This window comes from Porphyrobacter sp. CACIAM 03H1 (assembly GCF_002215495.1).
Lineage (GTDB): Bacteria > Pseudomonadota > Alphaproteobacteria > Sphingomonadales > Sphingomonadaceae > Erythrobacter.
Genome location: NZ_CP021378.1, coordinates 1,285,745 through 1,305,759, shown reverse-complemented (window position 1 = coordinate 1,305,759; position 20,015 = coordinate 1,285,745). Strand labels below are relative to the sequence as shown.

17 protein-coding genes are annotated in these 20,015 nt (G+C 68.5%); 15 read left to right on the top strand and 2 right to left on the bottom strand.

Annotated features, from left to right (window positions below):
* Positions 1–209 precede the first annotated feature (209 nt).
* The 5 genes from CBR61_RS06165 (at position 210) to CBR61_RS06145 (ending at position 8,096) form a co-directional block, all read left to right on the top strand.
* Positions 210–2,423: an acylase gene (locus CBR61_RS06165; RefSeq protein WP_088913567.1), complete on the top strand. Its 2,214-nt coding sequence runs from the start codon at positions 210–212 to the stop codon at positions 2,421–2,423.
* A gap of 47 nt (positions 2,424–2,470) precedes the next feature.
* The gene (locus CBR61_RS06160; protein WP_088913566.1) at positions 2,471–5,323 is read left to right on the top strand and encodes a M16 family metallopeptidase; all 2,853 of its coding nucleotides are present in this window, start codon (positions 2,471–2,473) and stop codon (positions 5,321–5,323) included.
* Positions 5,324–5,439: 116 nt separating this feature from the next.
* On the top strand, positions 5,440–5,739 hold the full coding sequence (locus CBR61_RS06155) for a hypothetical protein (protein ID WP_088913565.1): 300 nt from the start codon (positions 5,440–5,442) through the stop codon (positions 5,737–5,739).
* A gap of 148 nt (positions 5,740–5,887) precedes the next feature.
* Complete coding sequence (locus CBR61_RS06150) at positions 5,888–6,328, top strand: META domain-containing protein (protein ID WP_088913564.1); 441 nt, start codon at positions 5,888–5,890, stop codon at positions 6,326–6,328.
* A gap of 52 nt (positions 6,329–6,380) precedes the next feature.
* Positions 6,381–8,096, top strand: coding sequence for an MFS transporter (locus tag CBR61_RS06145; protein ID WP_088915494.1), 1,716 nt, complete (start codon positions 6,381–6,383; stop codon positions 8,094–8,096).
* A gap of 7 nt (positions 8,097–8,103) precedes the next feature.
* Here CBR61_RS06145 and acs read toward each other — a convergent pair whose 3' ends face one another.
* Both acs and CBR61_RS06135 read right to left on the bottom strand, forming a co-directional pair.
* A complete protein-coding gene (gene acs, locus CBR61_RS06140) occupies positions 8,104–10,035 on the bottom strand; it encodes an acetate--CoA ligase (protein WP_088913563.1) in 1,932 nt (643 codons plus the stop codon).
* Between the two features lie 169 nt (positions 10,036–10,204).
* Positions 10,205–10,885 carry an OmpW/AlkL family protein gene (locus CBR61_RS06135; protein WP_233996885.1) on the bottom strand — a complete coding sequence of 227 codons (681 nt, stop codon included), beginning with the start codon at positions 10,883–10,885 and terminating at the stop codon, positions 10,205–10,207.
* A 148-nt stretch (positions 10,886–11,033) separates the two neighbouring features.
* Here CBR61_RS06135 and CBR61_RS06130 point away from each other — a divergent pair, with 148 nt between their 5' ends.
* From CBR61_RS06130 to CBR61_RS06085, 10 genes are all read left to right on the top strand, one after another.
* Positions 11,034–11,771: a Crp/Fnr family transcriptional regulator gene (locus tag CBR61_RS06130; RefSeq protein WP_088913561.1), complete on the top strand. Its 738-nt coding sequence runs from the start codon at positions 11,034–11,036 to the stop codon at positions 11,769–11,771.
* Between the two features lie 92 nt (positions 11,772–11,863).
* On the top strand, positions 11,864–13,531 hold the full coding sequence (gene ccoN / locus CBR61_RS06125; RefSeq protein WP_088913560.1) for a cytochrome-c oxidase, cbb3-type subunit I: 1,668 nt from the start codon (positions 11,864–11,866) through the stop codon (positions 13,529–13,531).
* Positions 13,532–13,558: 27 nt separating this feature from the next.
* Positions 13,559–14,329 carry a cytochrome-c oxidase, cbb3-type subunit II gene (ccoO, locus tag CBR61_RS06120; protein WP_088913559.1) on the top strand — a complete coding sequence of 257 codons (771 nt, stop codon included), beginning with the start codon at positions 13,559–13,561 and terminating at the stop codon, positions 14,327–14,329.
* Positions 14,326–14,493: a cbb3-type cytochrome c oxidase subunit 3 gene (locus tag CBR61_RS06115; RefSeq protein ID WP_088913558.1), complete on the top strand. Its 168-nt coding sequence runs from the start codon at positions 14,326–14,328 to the stop codon at positions 14,491–14,493. The genes ccoO and CBR61_RS06115 overlap by 4 nt, the downstream gene beginning before the upstream one ends.
* Positions 14,480–15,415 carry a cytochrome-c oxidase, cbb3-type subunit III gene (gene ccoP / locus CBR61_RS06110; RefSeq protein ID WP_088913557.1) on the top strand — a complete coding sequence of 312 codons (936 nt, stop codon included), beginning with the start codon at positions 14,480–14,482 and terminating at the stop codon, positions 15,413–15,415. Before CBR61_RS06115 ends, ccoP begins: the two co-directional genes overlap by 14 nt.
* A 118-nt stretch (positions 15,416–15,533) precedes the next feature.
* Positions 15,534–16,961 carry a cytochrome c oxidase accessory protein CcoG gene (gene ccoG / locus CBR61_RS06105; RefSeq protein WP_088915493.1) on the top strand — a complete coding sequence of 476 codons (1,428 nt, stop codon included), beginning with the start codon at positions 15,534–15,536 and terminating at the stop codon, positions 16,959–16,961.
* On the top strand, positions 16,961–17,416 hold the full coding sequence (locus CBR61_RS06100) for a FixH family protein (RefSeq protein ID WP_088915492.1): 456 nt from the start codon (positions 16,961–16,963) through the stop codon (positions 17,414–17,416). The genes ccoG and CBR61_RS06100 overlap by 1 nt, the downstream gene beginning before the upstream one ends.
* The gene (locus CBR61_RS06095) at positions 17,413–19,563 is read left to right on the top strand and encodes a heavy metal translocating P-type ATPase (RefSeq protein ID WP_267890708.1); all 2,151 of its coding nucleotides are present in this window, start codon (positions 17,413–17,415) and stop codon (positions 19,561–19,563) included. Before CBR61_RS06100 ends, CBR61_RS06095 begins: the two co-directional genes overlap by 4 nt.
* A complete protein-coding gene (gene ccoS, locus CBR61_RS06090) occupies positions 19,560–19,721 on the top strand; it encodes a cbb3-type cytochrome oxidase assembly protein CcoS (protein ID WP_088913556.1) in 162 nt (53 codons plus the stop codon). The genes CBR61_RS06095 and ccoS overlap by 4 nt, the downstream gene beginning before the upstream one ends.
* The gene (locus tag CBR61_RS06085) at positions 19,718–19,960 is read left to right on the top strand and encodes a hypothetical protein (RefSeq protein WP_233996884.1); all 243 of its coding nucleotides are present in this window, start codon (positions 19,718–19,720) and stop codon (positions 19,958–19,960) included. Before ccoS ends, CBR61_RS06085 begins: the two co-directional genes overlap by 4 nt.
* Positions 19,961–20,015 lie beyond the last annotated feature (55 nt).

The window sequence follows — 20,015 nt, the reverse complement described above, 5'->3', positions numbered from 1 at the left end:
CTAACCCCTCCAAAGGTTACACCCGGCAGATAGTGTTGCACTTTGGCCACACAAGACCCCGCCGCAAATTTCCTGCACAGGTGTATTAGCCGACTAGGTGGGTTCCTGCGAGGCGCATGGCAAGAGGTCTTGCACTTGCCGCGCGAGCCTTGACCTTGCCGGGCTCCCAAGCGAAGGAAGGCCCGCGCGATTTGGGAGAGAAATCGGTGATGGTCTGGGTGAAGCGCGGCGCGTTTGCGCTGGTGGGGCTGCTTGTGCTCGCGGTGGCGGTGCTCGCCACATGGGAACCCTTCTTCGCCAGCGCCGCCGCGCCGTTGCAGGGCCGCACCTATGGAGCCGAGATCGTCCGCGACGAATGGGGCGTGCCCCATATCTACGGCCAGACCGACGCCGACACCGCCTTTGGCGTCGCCATCGCCCATGCCGAGGACGACTTCTTCACCTTGCAGGACGTCGTGGCGATGGCGCGCGGACGCTACGGCGCGATCGCGGGCGAGGACGGCGCGAAGGTCGATTACGTCTACCACCTGATCGATGCGCGCGGCACGGCGGAGCGGGAATATCCGAAGCTCCCGCAGGACACCCGCGCGCTGTTCGAGGCCTATGCCGCGGGGCTCAACCAGTATGCCGCAGAGCACCCCGAGGAGGTCAAGCTCGCCAACCTGTTCCCCGTCGCAGGGGTCGACGTGGCGGCGGGCTTCGCGCTGCGCCAGCCGTTCTTCTTCGGGCTCGACAGCGTGATCGGCCCGCTGGTCGCCAACGAGGAACTGCGCCGCGAGCACGGCCCCGACATCCCCGGCTTCCCGCGCCCGCCCCTGCCCGCAGCCGAACCGCTCGGCCCGGCGTCCGCCTCTGCAACGAAGCAGGCCCGCAGGCTGGTGCTGCCTCTGGGCGAGGATGCCGAACACATGGGCTCCAATGCCTTCGCCGTCGCCCCGCAGAAAGGTGGCGGCACGACGACCCTCGTCTCCAACTCGCACCAGCCGTTGCGGGGCGGCGTTGCATGGTACGAACTCGTCGTTGAGAGCGGCGAGGGCTGGCATTTCGCGGGCGCGAATTTCCCGGGCTCGCCTTTCCCCTTCCTCGGTCACAACGAGGATCTGGGCTGGACCAACACGGTCAATACCCCCGACATGATCGACGTCTACAAGCTGGAGCTGGACGAGACCGGCACCCGCTACCGGCTCGACGGAGAGTGGCGCGATCTGGAAAGCCGGTGGGTGACGCTGCCGGTGAAGATGGGACCGGTGGTCCTGCCGATCCGGCGCGAGGTGCTGCGTTCGGTCCACGGGCCGGTGATCCGGAACGACAAGGGCGCCTTCGCGGTGCGCTATGGCGGGATCGGCAGGCTGGAGCAGCTCGACGCCTATTACCGGCTCAACAAGGCCAAGAGCTTCGCCGAGTGGGAAGCGCAGCTGGCGCGCCTCGCTATCCCCTCGACCAACTTCATCTATGCCGACAAGGGCGGCACCATCGCCTATGTCTACAACGCCGCGATCCCCGCGCGGCCCGAGGGCGTGGAAGCCGACTGGCGCTCGGTGCTGCCCGGCGACCGCAGCGACCTGATCTGGCAGGGCGCGGTGGACTACAAGGCGCTGCCGCGCATCGTGAACCCGGCGAGCGGGTGGCTCTACAATTCGAACAACACCCCCTTCACCGCGGCCGGCGCGGGGAGCGACCTCGATCCGCAGGCCTTCTCGCCGCTGCTGGGGATCGAGCTCAAGCAGACCAACCGCTCGCGCCGCGCCTACAGGCTTCTGTCCGAGGCAAGCGTGCTCGACCGGGCGACGCTGGAGGCGATCAAGTACGACACCGGCTATGCCCGCGAAGGCTATGTCGCGCGGTTGTTCGAGGGGCTCGCGGCGCTCAAGGCCGAGGGCAGGCTGGCCGAGGCACGCGACCTGCTGCTCGCGTGGGACTTCGACGCCGACGGCAAGGGCCCCGCCGATGCCATCGCGCTGCTGATGATCCGCGACTTCATGTCCGCCGACTACGGCAACAAGCCCTTCCCCGACGTGGCCGAGAAGCTGCAAGCCGCCGCCGATCACCTCACCACCCATTTCGGCCGCCTCGATCCGCCCATGGCCGACCTGCTGCGGCTGCGGCAGGGCAGCATCGACCTGCCGCTCGACGGCGGTTCGGACACCCTGCGCGCCTCGACCACCTGGGACGTCGACACCGACGGGCGCCTCAGTCTGAAGCACGGGGACAGCTTCATCATGTGGATCGAATGGGCCCCGGGGCAGCGCGTCGTCTCGCGCTCGGTCCAGCCCTTCGGCGCGGCCTCGACCCGCCCGCAATCAAAGCATTACACCGACCAGATGCGGCTGTTCGTCGATCACCGGCTGAAGCCTGTCCGCTTCTGGCGCGATGATGTGCTGGCGAAAGCCAGCGTCCGCCGCACCGTCACCAACCGGCGCTGACCGGCCCTTCATTCACTTCGCCTGATCCTTCCACCGGAGACCCGTTCATGACCCACCGCCTTGCTGCCGCCAGCCTTTCGGCGCTCGCCCTCGCGCTCGCCGTCCCGTTCTCGCCGGCGCTGGCCGACAATCATGCCGCCGCCTCTGCCGCCCCGCAGGCGACCGCCGACCTCCAGAGCCTCGTCTCGCAGGTCAAGATCCCCTACCAGGAATTCCAGCTCGAGAACGGCCTCACCGTGCTGGTGCACGAGGACCGCAAGGCGCCGGTCGTCAACGTGACGGTGTGGTACAATGTCGGCTCCAAGGACGAGCCGAAGGGCAAGACCGGCTTTGCCCACCTGTTCGAGCACCTGATGTTCAACGGCTCGGAAAACGCCCCGGAGGACTATTTCGCCTACCTCGCCGAAATGGGCGCGACCGATTTCAACGGCACGACCTGGTTCGACCGCACCAACTATTTCCAGACCGTCCCCCGCCCCGCGCTCGAACGCGCGCTGTGGCTGGAAAGCGACCGCATGGGCTACCTGCTCGGCGCGGTGACGCAGGGCAAGCTCGATAACCAGCGCGGCGTGGTGCAGAACGAGAAGCGCCAGGGCGACAACGAACCGGGCGGCCTCGTCTATTACGAGGTCCTCAAGACCATGTTCCCCGAAGGCCACCCCTATCGCCATTCGACGATCGGCTCGATGGCGGATCTCGACGCCGCCTCGATGGAGGACGTCAAGGCGTGGTTCCGCGACAAGTACGGCCCCAACAACGCGACCCTCGTACTTGCCGGCGACATTTCGGCGGCCGAGGCGCGGCCGCTGGTCGAGAAGTATTTCGGCGGCATCGCGCGCGGGCCGGTGAACAACCCCGCCCAGGCCGAAGTCCCAACGCTGGCCGAGCCGGTGCGCAAGACCTTCAAGGATCAGGTCGCGGCCACCAGCGTCACCCGCTACTGGCCGGTCGAGGGCCTCACCGGCAAGGATCGCATCGCGCTCGATGTCGGTGCGGCGATTCTCGGCGGCCTCGCCTCCAGCCGGCTCGACAACGTGCTGGTGCGTGATGAGCAGCTGGCGGTGAGCGTGTCTGCGGGCACCGAGATCTTCCAGCGGGTCGGCGGGCTCCAGGTCGAGGCCGTCGCCAAGCCGGGCGTCGATATCGCCACGCTCGAGGCGCGGATGGACGCGGTCATGAACAAGCTCATCACCGAAGGTCCGACCGAGGACGAGGTGCGCCGCGCGGTGACCAGCAACCTTGCCCGCACGATCCGCGGGCTCGAACAGGTCGGCGGCTTCACCGGCAAGGCGCAGACCCTCGCCGAGGGCAAGGTGCTGGCCGGCGATCCTGATTTCTACGCGCGGGAATTCGAGACCCTCGCCAAGCTCACCCCGGCCGACGTCAAGGCGGCGATGGGCCGCTGGATGACCCGTCCGGCGCTGACCGTGGTGCTCGAGCCGGGCGCGCGCGATGCGAGCTACGAGGAAGCCGCATCGGTCAAGGCCGATGGCGAGAACGCCTCCGAGCGCGACCGTGCGTCCGAGACGATCAGTGTGTCGGTCGAACGTCCCAAGCCTGCGATCGACACCATCGCCGCGCTCGATTTCCCCGATGTGGAGCGCGCAACGCTCAAGAACGGGATGAAGGTCACCTACGCCCGCCGCACCGCCGTGCCCGCGACCTGGGTGGCGATGGCCTTCAACGCCGGGGGCGCGGCCGATCCGCTCGACAAGCGCGGGCTCGAAGGGCTGACGATGGCGCTGTTCGACGAGGGCACCAAGAACCTCACCGCGCAGCAGATCGCCGAAGCCGGCGAGCGGCTTGGAGCAAGCGTCTCGGTGGGCGGGGGCGACGACCGGTCGACCTTCACCCTCTCGGCGCTGTCGGCCAACCTCGCCCCGAGCCTCGACCTGATGCGCCAGATCGTGCGCGAGCCCGCCTTCAACCCCGAAGACCTGGAACGCGTGCGCAACCAGACCATCACCGGCATCCAGCAGGCGATGAAGTCGCCGCAGGGCATCGCCCAGCGCACTCTCACCCCCGAACTGTTCGGGGCGGACAGCGCCTATGGCGGGGTAAGCACGGTTGCGAGCGTCGGCAGCATTACCCGCGATGATCTGATCGGCTTCAAGGACCGCTGGATCCGCCCCGATAACGGCGAAGTCTTCGTGATCTCCGACAAGCCGCTGGCCGAGGTCGTCGCCGCGCTGAACACCGCCTTCGGCGACTGGAAGGCGCCCTCGGCGCCCAAGGGCACCAAGGCGGTCGAAGCCAAGCAGGTCGGCGCCGGCGGGCGCATCATCCTCGTCAACCGTCCGAACTCGCCGCAGAGCTTCATCTTCGGCGCGCAGGTCACCCCGCTCGACGCTGGCGATCCGGCCTTCGTCGACTTCACCAGCGCCAACAACGCGCTGGGCGGCAACTTCCTCGCGCGGCTCAACATGAACCTGCGCGAGACCAAGGGCTGGAGCTATGGCGTGCGCGGCGGCGCGCAGGCGCGCGAGAACGCGGTGATCTACGGCATCTCGGGCGGGGTCCAGGCCGACCGCACCGGGGATTCGCTCGCCGAGATGATCCGCGAGACGAAGGAGTTCCTGACCGACAAGGGCATCACCGCCGAAGAGCTCGACCGCTACCGTGCGAACGACATCGGCGCGCTGCCGGGCCGGTTCGAGACCTCGCCCGCGGTGCTCGGCGCGATGCAGGGCAACGCCCTGTTCGGCCGTCCCGACAACTACCAGGAGACGCTCGCCGGGCTCTACCGCGCGCAGACCACCGAAAGCCTGAATGCCGCCGCGCGCAAGGCGATCGACATGGGCAAGTTCGTGTGGGTCGTCGTCGGCGACGCCAGCAAGGTGCGCGCCCAGCTCGACCAGCTCGGCCTGCCAGTCGAGCAGCGCGAGATGGAAGGGGAGTAGGAAAATGCCGGCGCGCCTCAGCCGGAATCCGGTTGAAGCGCGCTGACATTGTTGTAAGCAACGCAGCCGGAAGTGACGGGTCGCCGATGGTCCGCACTGAACAAAGGAGTTGGATCATGTCTGTTGCAGGAACCTACAAGACCGTCGTCAAGAGCCCGATGGGCGACCAGACCGGCACCCTCACCGTGAACCCCGACGGCGACACCTTCACCGGCTCGCTGGTCGGCAGCCTCGGCTCGATGGACATCAACGACGGCACCGTCGAGGGCAACACCATCAAGTGGAAGATGAACATGGTCGTGCCCATGCCGATGACGCTCGACTGCGAAGCGACCATCGACGGCGACACCCTGACCGGTTCGGTCAACGCAGGCGCCTTCGGGGCGATGCCGCTGTCGGGCACCCGCGAGGCCTGATCGCCGCAAACATGACGCTTTTCGAAAGCCGCCGGAGTTCGCGCTCCGGCGGCTTTTTTGCGTGCTCGGGGCGTTCTCGCCGGATTGCCTGCGTTCAGGATCGCGCGCTATCATCCGCCGGGCAAGCCACAGGGGAGTTCGCCGGATCATGCATCGCGCCATCGTCGCCATCGTCGCCGCCACCGCAACGCTGTCCTTGGGAGGCTGCGTGACCATCCCCGACACCCACCCGCTTGCCGGCACCGAATGGGAGCTGACCACGATCGACACTGCGGGCAGCACCACCACCCTCACCCCGACGCTGCAACGCCGCCACACGCTGGCCTTCCGCGACGGCGGCGAACTGGCGGCGCAGCTCGACTGCAACCGCGGCCGCGGCACCTGGACGGCGGGCATGCCCGCGAACGGGGCCGGCAGCATCGACATCAGTCCGATCGCCTCGACGCGCATGCTCTGTCCGTCCCCCAGCTTCGGCGATCAGCTCGGCGCGGGACTAGCCCAGGCGACGCGCTTCACCATCACGCTCGATGGACGCCAGCTGGTGATCGAGACGCCCGAGCTGCGCTTCACCTTCGCCGCCGCCGAGTAACCGCGCACAGCGGGATCGCAGCAGGGGCTTTGCAAGCGCCATGGCGGCGGGCATGGTGCGCCCGAGGCACCTGCGCGGGAGACAGACCATAGCGACCTCGAGGCACGGCAGCGCGGACGCCCTGCCCAAACACCATGCCGCCACCGCGACCGAGAAGCGCGTGATCCTCGCCTCGTCGCTGGGCACGGTGTTCGAGTGGTACGATTTCTACCTCTACGGCCTGCTCGCCACGATCATCTCGGCGCAGTTCTTCTCGGGAGTGAACGAGACCACCGGCTTCATCTTCGCGCTCGCGGCCTTCGCGGCGGGCTTCGCGGTCCGGCCCTTCGGCGCATTGGTTTTCGGGCGGCTGGGCGATCTGGTCGGGCGCAAATACACCTTTCTGGTGACGATGGGCCTGATGGGCGCGGCGACCTTCACCGTCGGCCTGCTGCCTTCCTATGCCAGCATCGGCGTGGCGGCGCCGGTCATGCTGGTGGGCCTGCGACTCGTGCAGGGGCTGGCGCTGGGGGGCGAATACGGGGGCGCGGCGACCTATGTCGCCGAGCACGCGCCTGAGGGGCGGCGCGGGCTCTACACCAGCTTCATCCAGACCACCGCGACGCTCGGCCTCTTCGCGGCACTGCTGGTGGTGATCGGCACGCGCACCCTGATCGGCGAGGAGGCCTTCGCGGACTGGGGCTGGCGCGTGCCCTTCCTGATCTCCGCGCTCCTGCTCGGGGTCTCGCTGTGGATCCGGATGCAGCTTCAGGAAAGCCCGGTCTTCCGGAAGATGAAGGAGGAAGGCACCGCGTCGAAAGCCCCGATTTCCGAGGCTTTCGGCAACTGGAAGAACGGCAGGGTGGCGCTGGTTGCGCTGCTTGGCGCGGTCGCCGGGCAGGCGGTGGTGTGGTACACGGGGCAGTTCTACGCGCTGTTCTTCCTCGAGAAGATGCTGATGGTCGACGGCGCGAGCGCCAACATCCTGATCGCGGTGGCGCTCGCGCTGGGCACGCCCTTCTTCATATTCTTCGGCTGGCTGTCGGACCGGATCGGGAGAAAGCCGATCATCCTCGCCGGCTGCGCGCTGGCCGCGCTGAGCTATTTCCCCGCCTTCCACCTCCTGACCGAGGCGGCCAACCCCGCGCTGGCGCGGGCGCAGCGGGCGGCGCCGGTGAGCGTGGTCGTGAACGATGCGGACTGCTCGGTGCAGTTCGATCCCGTCGGCCGCAACCGCTTCGACGCGCGCAGCTGCGACATCGCCAAGGCCTTTCTGGCCAAGAGCGGGGTAAGCTACACGCGGATCGAGGCACCCGCAGGCAGCATCGCCGAAATCCGGATCGGCAGCCGGACCTTCACCGCCCCCGATCCGGCGATGGTCACGGGCGAGGACCGCAAGGCCGCGATCACCGCCTTCCAGGACGAGGTGAAGGCGGCGCTCGTCGCAGCGGGCTACCCTGAAAAGGCCGATCCCGAGGCGATCGATACGCCGCTGGTGATCGCGGTGCTGACCTGGCTCGTGCTGCTGGTGACGATGGTCTACGGCCCCATCGCCGCGCTGCTGGTGGAGCTGTTCCCGACCCGCATCCGCTACACCGCGATGAGCCTGCCCTATCACATCGGCAACGGCTGGTTCGGCGGCTTCCTGCCGACCACCGCCTTCGCCATCGTCGCCGCGACGGGGGACATCTATTCGGGCCTGTGGTACCCGATCATCGTCTGCGCCCTGACCGTGGCGGTCGGCCTCGTGCTGCTGCCCGAGACCTTCCGCCGCAACATCGACCAGTAGGCGCGGTCTAGCGGTTCTGCCGTCCCTCGATCAGGCGGTCGACCAGCGAGGGATCGGCGAGCGTCGAGGTGTCGCCGAGCGAGCCGAACTCGTTCTCGGCGATCTTCCTCAGGATGCGGCGCATGATCTTGCCCGAACGGGTCTTGGGCAGGCCGTCGGTGAAGTGGATCACGTCGGGCGTTGCGATCGGGCCGATTTCCTTGCGCACGTGCGCCTTCAACTCGGCGAGCAGGGCGTCGGTGCCCTCCTCGCCGGCGTTGAGGGTGACGTAGCAGTAGATGCCCTGCCCCTTGAGATCGTGCGGATAGCCGACCACCGCCGCCTCGGCCACCTTGGGGTGGAGCACCAGCGCGCTCTCGACCTCGGCGGTGCCCATGCGGTGGCCCGAGACGTTGATAACGTCGTCGACCCGACCGGTGATCCAGTGATAGCCGTCCTCGTCGCGCTTGCACCCGTCACCGGTGAAATACTTGCCGGCATAGGTGCTGAAATAGGTCTGCACGAAGCGGTCGTGATCGCCGTAGACGGTGCGCGCCTGCCCCGGCCAGCTGTGCGTGATGCACAGGTTCCCCTCGGTCGCGCCTTCGAGCACCGCGCCTTCGTTATCAACGAGTTGCGGGCGGATGCCGAAGAAGGGCAGCCCCGCGCTGCCCGGCTTCATGTCGTGCGCGCCGGGGAGCGTGGTGATCATGCAGCCGCCGGTCTCGGTCTGCCACCAGGTGTCGATGACGGGGCAGCGGCCCTCGCCCACGACGTCGAAATACCAGCGCCAGGCTTCCGGGTTGATCGGCTCGCCGACGCTCCCGAGCAGGCGCAGCGAGGCGCGCGAGCGGCTCGTGACGTGGTGATCGCCCTCGCGCATCAGGGCGCGGATGGCGGTGGGGGCGGTGTAGATGATGTTGACCTGGTGCTTGTCCACCACGTCCCAGAAGCGCCCGTGATCGGGGTAATTGGGCACCCCTTCGAAGACAACCGCCGTCGCACCATTGAGCAACGGCCCGTAGACGACATAGCTATGACCCGTCACCCAGCCGATATCGGCGGTGCACCAGAACACCTCGCCGGGCTGGTAGTCGAAGATGTAGTGGAAGGTGGTCGCGGTCCACACGCCGTAGCCGCCAGTGGTGTGGAGCACGCCCTTGGGCTTGCCGGTCGATCCGCTGGTGTAGAGGATGAACAGCGGGTCCTCCGCGCCCATTTCCTCGCAGGGCACATCGGCATCGCTGGCGAGGTCGTCGAGCCAGTGGTCACGGCCCTCCTGCATCGTGATCGCCCCGCCGGTGTGGCGGACCACCAGCACGCCCGCGACGTCGGTCACGTGCGCCGCAAGGCTGAGCGCGGCGTCGACATTGGCCTTGAGGGGCACGTGCTTCCCGCCCCGCAGCCCCTCGTCGGCGGTGACGACGAAGCGGCTGCCGCAGTCCTCGATCCTTCCGGCAAGCGCCTCGGGCGAGAAGCCGCCGAACACCACCGAATGCACCGCGCCGAGCCGAGCGCAGGCGAGCATCGCCACCACCCCTTCGAGGATCATCGGCAGGTAGAGCGTCACCCGGTCGCCCCGCGACACCCCGAGGGCCTTGAGCGCATTGGCCATGCGCAGAACCTCGCGGTGGAGTTCGCCATAGGTCAGGGTGCGGCTCTCGGTGGCCGGATCGTCGGGCTCGAAGATCAGCGCCACACGGTCGGCATGGTGTGGCAGGTGGCGGTCGACGGCGTTGTGGCACAGGTTGAGGGTGCCGTCCTCGAACCACCTGATGGCGACCGGATCATAGGCCCAGTCGCCGCCGACCGTCGGCGCCTTGACCCAGTCCAGCCGCTTTGCCTGTTCCAGCCAGAAGGCGTCGGGCGTCTCCACCGAGGCGCGATAGAGCGCGTCGTACTGTTCGGGCGTGCAGTGGGTGGGGGTGTGGGCCTTGGGCCGCTCGACGGCGTAGATCATATCGACTCTCCCTGACTTTGCCCTACTCTAGCCCAGACTACACGCCGGGCGCTGTCAGACAAAGGTCTTAGGCCGGCGACAGCAAGGGGCGCCGGAGAGTCCGGCGGCAGGCAAACGAAACCCCGCCAGCCGCATCCGGCCAGCGGGGTCCCTCGCCTGAACGGCAATCTCAGAAGCGGTAGCTGATACCGGCGCTGATCACCCAGGGGTCGAGCTTGTGCTCGGTCTCGATCGCCAGCGTGTTGCCGACGAACCACTGCGCGGTGGTGTCGATGAAGTAGCGCTTCACGTCGACGCTGATGCCGAGGCCCTTGTCGTTCACCGGCACGTCGAAGCCGGCCTGCAGCGCCACGCCGAATTCGTCCGAGAGGTTGGTCTCGGTCACGCCCAGCGGCAGGGTAGCGGCGCCCGGATCGTCCTTGAGCCACATGAAATAGGCGACCCCCGCCCCGACATAGGGCTTCACCCCGCCGAGGTCGAAGTGATACTTGGCGGTCACTGTCGCGGGCAACAGCAGCGCATCCGAGACGAGCTCGGCCCCGGCGGGAAGCCCCGCGACCGTGTCGACATCGTGCTGGGTGGTCCCGGCGATGGTCTCGATCGAGACGTTGTTGCTCAGGAAATACTCGATCGCCAGCGTCGGCACGACATTGTCGTTGGCCTTGGTCTGCAAGGTGGCCGGCAGGCGCGGCAGGTTGACGTTGATGTCGGTGATCTTCCCGTCGGGCAGCACCGCGGTGGCGAGCACCTTGATCTGCACGTCACCGGCCCGGTCGGTATCCGCCTGCGCCATCGCAGGGGTCGCGGCGAGCGCCAGTGCGGCACCGCCAAGCATCAGGATAGTCTTCATTTTATGCGTCCTCATCGGCAGCAGTGGCCGCCCTCCGCGGCCCAGGATGCTTGCTGCCTGTGGGCGCCGGATAAACCGCGCCGCCGCGCCGCCTCATTGATCCCGATCAAAGACCAATTGCGCGGCCCGGCCCATTGCCGCATCCATCATGGCGACACTCAGTCCCCCGCCCGCCTCGACGCCTGCCGGCCCGCAGCTGGCCGCCTTCCGCGCCGCGCTGCCGGCCGGAACGGGCGACGGGCCGACCGCAGGCCGGCTCTGCGCGCTGGGCACGGCGGCGCATCTGGCGCGCGGGCAGGAGCTTGCGCCCGACCCGCAAGAGGACCGGCTGGTGTGGATCGCCTCGGGCTCGGCCAAGCTGGTCGCCGCCCATGGCGGCGGCGCGCCGGGCGGACAGGTGCTGGCCTTCCACTTCGCCGGCGATCTCGTCTCGGTGCTGCGCCAGTCGGACGGCGATTTCCGCCTCGTCGCGCTTGCCGATTGCGAGCTTGCGATCTTCCCCGCCGACCGTTTCCTCGACATCGCCCAGGGCGATCCGGCGGTACTGCGCTCGGTCCTGTCGCGCTCGCTCCAGGCGCTGCACCGCTCGCGCACCCGGATGATGCAGATGGGGCACAAGTCCGCTGCCGCGCGGATCGCCGATTTCCTCGTCTCGATGGCCGAACGGCTGACCGGCGCGACCTCGGGGGCCTGCGACTTCGCCTTGCCGATGAGCCGCCGCGACATCGGCGATTCGCTCGGGCTCACGATCGAGACCGTCAGCCGCCAGCTCACCGAGCTGCGCGAGGCGGGCCTGGTCGAGACCGAGGGGCGGTCCAAAGTACGATTGTCGGACATCGGCGCGCTCGCGAAAATGGCCGGGCGCACCCGCGTCCAGATGGAATGACGCGAAAAAAGCGGACCGGTTTTTGATCTCCGTCAAACACTAGGAATGGGGTGGCACGCTAAAGCGGCGGCCGTCGGAAGGGATTAATCAACATGGAAACAGTCGTTAAGCGGCTGGGAGTGTGGGCGCTTGTCCTGCTCGCCAGCATCGCCGGGCTTGCGCTTACCGCGGACAGCGGATTTGCCATCCACCTCGGCATCGTCGCGCTGGTCGCGGTGATCCTCATCATCGCCACGGCGACCAGCTACGACCCGCTGGCCCGCGCCCAGAGCATCTTCCGGATGCCCCCGGGGCCGAGCCGCTACGACGACGACGTGATCCGCTGGGGCGTGATCGCGACGATGTTCTGGGGCATCGCCGGCCTGCTCGCGGGCGTGTTCATCGCCGCGCAGATGGCCTTCCCCTGGCTCAACATCGAGCCGTGGCTCAATTTCGGCCGGGTGCGCCCGCTGCACACCAGCGCGGTGATCTTCGCCTTCGGGGGCAACGCGCTGCTCGCCACCAGCTTCTACGTCGTCCAGCGCACCTGCCGCACGACGCTGGCGCTGCCCGGCGTCGCGCGCTTCGTGTTCTGGGGCTACCAGCTGTTCATCGTGCTGGCGGCGACCGGCTACCTGTTCGGCATCAGCCAGGGCAAGGAATATGCCGAGCCCGAATGGTATGTCGACCTGTGGCTGACGATCGTGTGGCTCGCCTATCTGGCGGTCTTCGTCGGCACCATCCTGCGCCGGCACGAGCCGCACATCTACGTCGCCAACTGGTTCTACATCGCCTTCATCGTCACCATCGCGATGCTGCACGTGGTCAACAACCTCGCATTGCCGGTGAGCCTGCTGGGCGCCAAGAGCTATTCCGCCTTCGCGGGCGTGCAGGATGCGCTGACCCAGTGGTGGTACGGCCACAACGCGGTCGGCTTCTTCCTGACCGCCGGCTTCCTGGCGATGATGTACTACTTCGTGCCCAAGCAGGCCGGGCGGCCGGTCTATTCCTACCGCCTGTCGATCATCCACTTCTGGTCGCTGATTTTCCTCTACATCTGGGCCGGCCCGCACCACCTCCACTACACCGCGCTGCCCGACTGGGCGCAGACGCTGGGCATGGTGTTCTCGGTGATGCTGTGGATGCCGTCCTGGGGCGGGATGATCAACGGCCTGATGACCCTGAACGGCGCGTGGGACAAGGTGCGCACCGATCCGATCATCCGCATGATGGTCCTCGCGCTCGCCTTCTACGGGATGAGCACCTTCGAGGGGCCGCTCATGTCGATCAAGGCGGTGAACTCGCTGTCGCACTACACCGACTGGACGATCGGCCACGTGCACTCCGGCGCGCTTGGCTGGAACGGGATGATCACCTTCGCCTGCGTCTACTACCTCGCCCCGCGCCTGTGGAACCGCGAGCGGCTCTACTCCTTGCGCATGATCAACTGGCACTTCTGGCTCGCGACGCTGGGGATCGTCTTCTACGCCTCCTCGATGTGGGTGGCGGGGATCACTCAGGGCCTGATGTGGCGCGAATATGGCGCTGACGGGTACCTGGTGAACAGCTTCGTCGACACGGTCGCGGCGCTCCACCCGATGTACATCCTGCGCGCCGTGGGGGGCCTGATGTACCTCACCGGGGCCGGGATCATGGCCTGGAACATCGCCATGACGATCGCCGGCCACCTGCGCGAGGAAGCCCCGCTGGGCGACACCCCGCACGACGAGGCCGCCGACCGCCCGATCCTCCCCCAGCCCCAAGCGGAGCCCGCCGAATAAGGCGCGCGGGAACAAGGACACGCACCCATGAGCAAGAACGCCGCCCATTCCGATGTCTTCGAGAGCCACAAGAAGCTCGAGAAGAACGTCACCCTCCTCGCCGCCGCGACCCTTGCGGTCGTCGCGGTCGGGGGGATCGTCGAGATCGCCCCGCTCTTCTGGATCGACAACACGATCGAGAAGGTCGAGGGGATGCGCCCCTACACCCCGCTCGAACAGGCGGGCCGCGACATCTACATCCGCGAAGGCTGCTACACCTGCCACAGCCAGATGATCCGGCCCTTCAGGGACGAAGTCGAACGCTACGGCCACTACAGCCTCGCCGCGGAATCGATGTACGACCACCCCTTCCAGTGGGGCTCCAAGCGCACCGGGCCCGACCTCGCGCGGGTCGGCGGGCGCTATTCGGACGAATGGCACGTCCAGCACCTCAAGGCCCCGCGCTCCGTGGTGCCCGAGAGCATCATGCCGAGCTACGCCTTCCTCGCCGAGACCGAGCTGAAGGTCGCCGACCCCGCCGCCAACCTCAAGGCGCTGCGCGGCGTGGGCGTGCCCTACTCCGACACCGACATCGCGCAGGCGGCGCAGGACCTGAGGGCCCAGGCCGATCCCGAGGCGGACGCGGGCGATCTCGCCACCCGCTACCCCAAGGCGCAGATCCGCGACTTCGACGGCGACCCCAAGCGCGTCACCGAGATGGATGCGCTCGTCGCCTACCTCCAGATGCTCGGCACGCTGGTCGACGTGAACAGCGCCGCCGCGCAGGAGGAACTGACCAAGGGGGACAAGGGTCGATGAGCCTCTACACCGCCCTGCGCCACTTCGCCGACAGCTACGCGCTGGCGGGGATCTGCGCGCTCTATCTGACCCTGTGCCTGTGGCACTTCCGGCCGGCGGCCCGGCGCTACGTCGCCGACGCCAAGCACTCGATCTTCAGGGACGACGACCATGACCAGCAATAAGCGCATCGACGAGCCCACCGGCACCGAATTCGTCGGCCACGAGTGGGACGGCATCGAGGAGCTCAACACCCCGCTGCCGCGCTGGTGGCTCTACACCTTCTACGCGACCATCGCCTTCGCGGCGGTCTATGTCGTGCTCTACCCCGCCTGGCCGATGATCGACAAGGCGACCGAGGGCACGCTCGGCTGGTCGAGCCGCGGCGATCTCGCGCGGGAGATGAGCGCCGCCGAGGCGGCCCGCGCCGACACGCTGGCGCAGATCGCGGCGATGGACATCGAGGCGCTCCCCGCCAACCCCGACCTCATGCAGGCCGCGGTCGCGGGCGGCGCGGCGGCCTTCAAGGTCAACTGCGTCCAGTGCCACGGCGCGGGCGCGGCCGGATCGCCGGGCTACCCCAACCTCAACGACGACGACTGGATCTGGGGCGGCACGCTCACCGAGATCGAATACACCCTCAACCACGGCATCCGCTGGGAGGGCTCAGACGAGACCCGGGTGAACCTCATGCCCGCCTTCGACGGGATGCTGAAGCCCGCGGAAGTGAACGCGCTTGCCGGCCAGGTCCTCTCGCTGTCGGGCAAGGGCAAGGCGAGCCCCACCGGCGCGCAGCTCTATGCCGACAACTGCGCGGCCTGCCACGGCTCCTCGGGCGAGGGGATGGCGGCGATGGGCGTGCCTGCGCTCAACGACGCGATCTGGCTGTTCGGCGGGACCGAGGCCGACGTGAGGAAGCAGATCCTCACCCCGCGCCACGGCATCATGCCGGCGTGGAAGGGCAGGCTCGACCCCGTGACCATCAAGATGCTCGCCGCCTATGTCCACTCGCGCGGCGGCGGGCAGGACGCGGCCCCCGCAGTGCCCGCCGCGCCCGCTGCCGGGAACGACGTCGCGCAAGGCAAGAAGGCCGACAGCGATGGCTGACAGCGACCAGCTCGATCGCCCCCCCGCCCCGGACGCGCCGCGCCGCGACTGGGCGGCGGGGCTCGGGCCGGCGGCGACGCCCGCAGCCCGGTCCTCCGATGCGGAGGACGTGGGCTTCATGGGCAGCGCGCTCTACGAGAAGGGCAAGACGGTCCACAACCGGCGGATCGACGGGCCCTTCCGGCGCTTCAAGTGGGCGGTGATGGCGATCACCCTCACCATCTACTACGCGACCCCCTGGCTGCGTTGGGACCGGGGCCCCTATGCCCCCGATCAGGCGGTGCTGGTCGATCTGGCCAACCGCCGCTTCTACATGTTCGACATCGAGATCTGGCCGCACGAGTTCTATTTCGTCGCAGGCCTCCTCATCATGGCCGGGATCGGCCTGTTCCTCGTCACCTCCGCGGTGGGCCGCGCGTGGTGCGGCTATGCCTGCCCGCAGACGGTGTGGACCGACGTCTTCCAGCACGTCGACCGCTTCTTCGACGGGGACCGCAACGCCCGTATCCGCCTCGACAAGGCCCCATGGACGCCCGCCAAGATCGCCCGCCGTGGTGCCAAATGGGCAGTCTATCTCGCCATCGCCTTCTGGACCGGCGGGGCGTGGATCATGTACTTCGCCGACGCGCCGACCCTCACCCGCGACTTCTGGACCGGCGAAGCCGCGCCAGTCGCCTACGCCACGGTCGCGATCCTCACCGGCACCACCTTCTGGCTCGGCGGCTTCATGCGCGAGCAGGTGTGCATCTACATGTGCCCCTGGCCGCGCATCCAGACCGCGATGCTCGACGAGAAGTCGCTGATCGTCACCTACAAGGACTGGCGCGGCGAGCAGCGCGGCAGCCTCAAGAAGGCGGCGAAGAACCCCGACCAATATGGCGACTGCATCGACTGCAACATGTGCGTCGCGGTGTGCCCCACCGGCGTCGACATCCGCGAGGGCCAGCAGATCGGCTGCATCACCTGCGGCCTCTGCATCGACGCCTGCGACAGGGTGATGAAGGAGGTCGGGCGCCCGCGGGGCCTGATCGACTACGCCACGCTCGACCAGTGCAAGGCCGAGGCCGCCGGAGCCCCTGCGACCCCTGCTTGGAAGGCCCTGCTGCGCCCGCGCACCCTCATCTATTTCGGCGTCTGGGGCGGGCTCGGCGCGGGGCTCCTCTTCGCGCTCGGCACCCGCACCCACACCGACCTCACGGTCTCGCCCGACCGCAACCCGCCCTTCATGCTGCTGAAGGACGGCTCGGTCAGGAATGCCTACACCCTGCGCCTGCGCAACATGGAGGCCCGCCCGCGCGACATGGAAGTGGCGCTGGTCGGCCTGCCCGCGGGCGCGGTGATGTGGACCGAGAGCGTCAGCCTCGAAAACGCCGCGCCGACGCAGGTTCTCACCGTCGACGCCAACGCCACCAAGGTGCTGCGCGCCTACGTGCTGCTGCCGGAGGGCGAACGCGCCGAACACTTCACCTTCCGCCTCACCAGCCTCGACGAACAGCGCGAGACCGATCTGGCCGAGACCACCTTCGCGATGCCGGGGAACGAATGATGACGAGCAAATCCGGAACCTTCACCGGCAGGCACATGGCGGCGATCTTCGTCGGCGGCTTCGCGGTGGTGATCGCGGTCAACCTGTTCATGGCGACCCGCGCGATCGGCAGCTTCCACGGCACGGTGGTCGACAATTCCTATGTCGCGAGCCAGAAATACAACGGATGGATCGCGAAGGCCGAGGCCTCGAAGGCCCTCGGCTGGCAGGCGGTCCCGCACCGCCGCGCGGACGGGCGGGTGGTGATCGAGACGCTGATGGTTCCCGCCGAAGCCACCCTCTCCGCCACCGCCGAACGCCCGCTCGGCACGCGCGATGACACGCCGCTCGCCTTCGCGCCTGCGGGCGGTGGCCGCTGGGTCTCGGACAAGGCGCTCGCACCGGGCCGCTGGCAGGTTCGCATGGCGATCCGCGCAGGCGATCAGGCCTGGGCCGGGGAGGCGGAAATCCGGTGAACGCGCCTGCCGCCATCTCCCCCGGCATCGACGAGGCAGGCCTCGTCACCACGCGCCTGACCGTGCCCGGCATGAAGTGTGCCGGGTGCATAGGCAAGATCGAGCGCGAGCTGCCCAAGACTGTCGGCATCGCCGCCGCGCGGGCCAATTTCTCGGCCAAGCGTGTCGCGATCCGCCACGATCCGGCATTGGACGAAGGCGCGCTGACCGCCGCCCTTCTGGCCCTCGGGTTCGAATCCCAGCCGGTCGCCGACAACCCGCTCGGCGACGAGGGCAAGGAACGCAAGGCGCTCAATCGCGCGCTGGGGGTGGCGGGCTTCGGCATGATGAACATCATGCTGCTCTCGGTCAGCGTCTGGTCGGGCGCGGACGGGGCGACGCGCGAGCTGTTCCACTGGCTCTCGGCGCTGATCGCCCTGCCGGTGGTCGCCTATTCCGGCAGACCCTTCTTCGCGAGCGCGTGGATGGCATTGAGCCACCGCCGCACCAACATGGATGTGCCGATCTCGATCGGGGTGATCCTGGCGACCTGCCTCAGCCTCTACGAGACCGTGACCGGCGGGGAGCACGCCTTCTTCGACAGCGCCGTGATGCTGCTGTTCTTCCTGCTCGCCGGCCGCGCTCTGGACGCCGAGATGCGCACCCGCACCCGCGCGGGCATCGGCGCGCTCCTCGGCCGCATGGGCAAGAGCGCCAGCGTCATCGCGCCCGACGGCACCACCCGCCGCGTCGCCGCCAAGGATCTCGAGCCCGGGATGCTGGTGCTGGTCGCGGCCGGAGAGGCGCTCGCCGCCGATGGCGAGGTGATCGAGGGCACCAGCGCGCTCGACAATGCTATGCTCACCGGCGAGAGCGCGCCCGAGCCGGTCGAGCCGGGCGCGCCGGTCCATGCCGGGGCGATCAACCTCGGCGCGGCGCTGCGCGTCCGCCTCACCCGCGTCGCCGAGGACACCGCCATCGCCGAGATCGCGCGGCTGATGGACGAAGCGGGGCAATCGCGCAGCCACTACGTCCGTATCGCCGACCGCGCCAGCCGCCTCTATGCGCCGGTTGTGCATACGCTGGCCCTCGTCGCCTTTGCCGGGTGGATGATCGCGGGCGCGGGGTGGCACACCTCGCTGACCATCGCCATCGCCGTGCTGATCATCACCTGCCCCTGCGCGATGGGTCTCGCGGTCCCGGCCGCGCAGGTTGTCGCCTCGGGCGCGCTGCTGCGGCGCGGGCTGCTGGTCAAGGACGGGAGCGCGCTCGAACGCCTCGCCGAATGCGATGTGGCGCTGCTCGACAAGACCGGCACACTGACCCTCGGCGAACCGCGCGCGGACGTAAGCAAGCTCGACCCGCAGGCGCGCAGCATCGCGCTCGCCCTCGCCCAGACCAGCCGCCATCCCCTGAGCCGCGGCCTTGCCGCCGCCCTGACGCGCGAGGGCGTGACCCCCGCCGCCGTCGACGACGTGCGCGAGACCGGCGGGCAGGGCCTCACCGGACGCTGGCAAGGCCTCACGGTGGCGCTCGAGAAGTCCGAGGGCCCCGTGCCCGAGGGTTCCTCGGAAGGCCCGCTGCTCGCAACCTGCCTGCGGATCGGCGAGCGGCTCCAGATCATCCCCTTCTCCGATCCTCTGCGCCCCGATGCGCCCGAGGCGCTCGCCGCCCTCGCCCGCGAGGGCCTTGCCGCCAGCATCCTTTCGGGCGACCGCGCCGCGCCGGTCGCGGCAGTGGCGGCCGCGCTCGGCCTATCGGCCGAGGCCGAGGCGAGCCCGCAGGCAAAGCTGGCCGCGCTCGAGGGCCTGAAGGCGCAAGGGCACCGCCCGCTGATGGTCGGCGACGGCCTCAATGATGGCCCCGCCCTCGCCGCCGCCCATGCCTCGATCGCACCGGGCACCGCGTCCGACGCCAGCCAGCAGGCGGCCGATGCCGTCTTCATCGGCGATAGGCTGATGCCCGTCGCCCTGGCGGTGCGCGTTGCCCGCCGCACGATGCGGATCGTGCGCGAGAACTTCGGCTTCTCGATCCTCTACAACTTCCTCGCCGTGCCGCTGGCGCTGATGGGCCTCGTCACGCCGCTGGTCGCCGCCATCGCCATGTCGGTGAGCTCGCTGGTGGTGGTCGCCAATTCCCTGCGTCTTGCCCGGAGTGCCAATCCGTGACCGGCCTTGCCTTTCTCATCCCCATCGCGCTCGGCATGGGCCTGCTCGGGCTCGCCGCCTTCCTGTGGTCGATGCGCGAGGGCCAGTACGACGACATGGACGGCGCGGCCAACCGCATCCTTATCGACGACGACGTGCCGGGGGACGAGCCCGCGTGACCCCCATCCGCGCCCTATCCCCGCTGTTCGCCGCGCTCGCGCTGGTGCCGGTGATGATCGGCCCGCTTCCTGCGCAGGCGGCGACGATCACCGCGAAGCTGTGCAACGGCGGCACCATCGCCATTCCGGTCGGCGACGGCGACGCCCCCGCCGGGGAGCGCGATTGCCACCCCAAGGCCTGCCATGCGGGCACCTGCCGCCAGAAGGACGAACAAAAGCGCCCGAACCGGACAAATTGATCTCGCGCAAAGACGCCTGACCACTGGCGCGTCAAGTCGAGGATGGCTGGCGCGA

Coding starts and splice junctions, on each gene's coding strand:
- CBR61_RS06165 (WP_088913567.1), top strand. CDS start 210: ATGGTCTGGGTGAAGCGCGGCGCGTTTGCGCTGGTGGGGCTGCTTGTG.
- CBR61_RS06160 (WP_088913566.1), top strand. CDS start 2,471: ATGACCCACCGCCTTGCTGCCGCCAGCCTTTCGGCGCTCGCCCTCGCG.
- CBR61_RS06155 (WP_088913565.1), top strand. CDS start 5,440: ATGTCTGTTGCAGGAACCTACAAGACCGTCGTCAAGAGCCCGATGGGC.
- CBR61_RS06150 (WP_088913564.1), top strand. CDS start 5,888: ATGCATCGCGCCATCGTCGCCATCGTCGCCGCCACCGCAACGCTGTCC.
- CBR61_RS06145 (WP_088915494.1), top strand. CDS start 6,381: ATGGTGCGCCCGAGGCACCTGCGCGGGAGACAGACCATAGCGACCTCG.
- acs (WP_088913563.1), bottom strand. CDS start 10,035: ATGATCTACGCCGTCGAGCGGCCCAAGGCCCACACCCCCACCCACTGC.
- CBR61_RS06135 (WP_233996885.1), bottom strand. CDS start 10,885: ATGAAGACTATCCTGATGCTTGGCGGTGCCGCACTGGCGCTCGCCGCG.
- CBR61_RS06130 (WP_088913561.1), top strand. CDS start 11,034: ATGGCGACACTCAGTCCCCCGCCCGCCTCGACGCCTGCCGGCCCGCAG.
- ccoN (WP_088913560.1), top strand. CDS start 11,864: ATGGAAACAGTCGTTAAGCGGCTGGGAGTGTGGGCGCTTGTCCTGCTC.
- ccoO (WP_088913559.1), top strand. CDS start 13,559: ATGAGCAAGAACGCCGCCCATTCCGATGTCTTCGAGAGCCACAAGAAG.
- CBR61_RS06115 (WP_088913558.1), top strand. CDS start 14,326: ATGAGCCTCTACACCGCCCTGCGCCACTTCGCCGACAGCTACGCGCTG.
- ccoP (WP_088913557.1), top strand. CDS start 14,480: ATGACCAGCAATAAGCGCATCGACGAGCCCACCGGCACCGAATTCGTC.
- ccoG (WP_088915493.1), top strand. CDS start 15,534: ATGGGCAGCGCGCTCTACGAGAAGGGCAAGACGGTCCACAACCGGCGG.
- CBR61_RS06100 (WP_088915492.1), top strand. CDS start 16,961: ATGACGAGCAAATCCGGAACCTTCACCGGCAGGCACATGGCGGCGATC.